At 63.0% G+C, this 1,334-nt stretch carries 1 protein-coding gene; it reads right to left on the bottom strand.

Translation table 11 applies throughout. The annotated features are described in order from the left end of the window. A partial coding sequence (gene tnpC, locus MKD50_RS30350) for an IS66 family transposase (RefSeq protein ID WP_252669759.1) occupies positions 1–1,261 on the bottom strand: 1,261 nt, incomplete at its 3' end. Positions 1,262–1,334: the final 73 nt, after the last annotated feature.

Raw genomic sequence — 1,334 nt, 5'->3', positions numbered from 1 at the left:
ACAGGATCGCTCGACTCGTGTCAGATTTGCGCGAGAGCGTCTCCAACGTGGCTCTCAGCCACGCGTGGAGTTGATCGAGTAGTGGACGCGCTTGCGCCTGTCGATACGCCTGGCGCACATCGGGTGGTTTGCCCCGGATCTGCTCTTCGATCTTGTAGAGCGCGCCGATGCGTTCCAGGGCCTCGGTATTCAAGGAATTGGGGCGAGCTGCATACAATTCGTAGAACTGCCGCCGGGCATGGGCCCAGCACGCTGCTTCGGCAACCCGTCCCGTTTCGTAGATCGCCTGGTAGCCGCCGTAGGCATCGGCCTGCAACGTCCCGTTGAACGATTCAAGATGCTGCTGCGGGTGGATGCCCTTGCGGTCCGGCGTATAGGCAAACCAGACGGCCGGCGGAGTAGCATCGCCCGACGTCCGGTCGTCACGCACATACACCCACAAGCGTCCAGTTTTAGTCTTGCCATTGCCTGGCGCGAGCACCGGCACTGGCGTATCGTCGGCATGGAGCTTCGTCGCCGCCATGACGTGTCGACGCAGTGTGTCGACGAGTGGTTGCAGCAGCGCCGCACTGTGACCAACCCACTTCGCCAGCAACGAGCGATCCAGCTCGACGCCTTCACGCGCATAGATCACCGACTGTCGGTAGAGCGGCAGGTGATCCGCGAACTTCGCGACCAGCACGTGGGCCAGCAGTCCCGGGCCAGCCATGCCTCGCTCGATGGGGCGGCTCGGCGCAGCAGCCTGGGCGATGTGATCGCAGCATGAACACGCCAGCTTGGGTCGCACATGCCGGATGACCCGGAAGCTCGCTGGCACATATTCGAGCTGTTCGGAGACATCCTCGCCAAGCTGCTTCATCGGCGCACCGCATGCCGTGCAGGTATCACGTGATTCGGGCCAATGAGTCTGGAACTCGCGCGGCAGGTGTTCTGGCAACGGCTTACGTTGTACCTGTTCCGGTGCCGTACGCGGCGTCCTGTGGATCTCGATGGGTGCGGCACCTTCGTCGGCCTCGAGTTCTTCTAGGCGAAGTTCGAGCTGTTCGATCTGGCGGTCCAGCTTCTCCGAGCGACGGCCGAACTGCATGCGGCGCAGCTTTGCAATCAGCAACTTGAGATGCTCGATCTCCGCCTTGTCCGTTGCCGTCGCTGCCTTCTGCGATTCGACCACGTCTTGCAGATGCCCGATGCGGGCATCGCGCTCCAGCAAGAGGGCTTTGAGCGCTTCGATGTCGTCCGGGTACGCGTTCGCCGTCGTCATGCCAGCAGTCTACGCGCCGGCACTCAGGTTTACAACGCCGAGATCGGCTCCGCCGTGCGCACCGGCTGTCGCC

Origin of the sequence: Cupriavidus mimosae, assembly GCF_023952485.1 — a bacterium.
GTDB lineage: Bacteria > Pseudomonadota > Gammaproteobacteria > Burkholderiales > Burkholderiaceae > Cupriavidus > Cupriavidus taiwanensis_C.
This window is presented reverse-complemented; position numbering and strand designations above follow the sequence as displayed.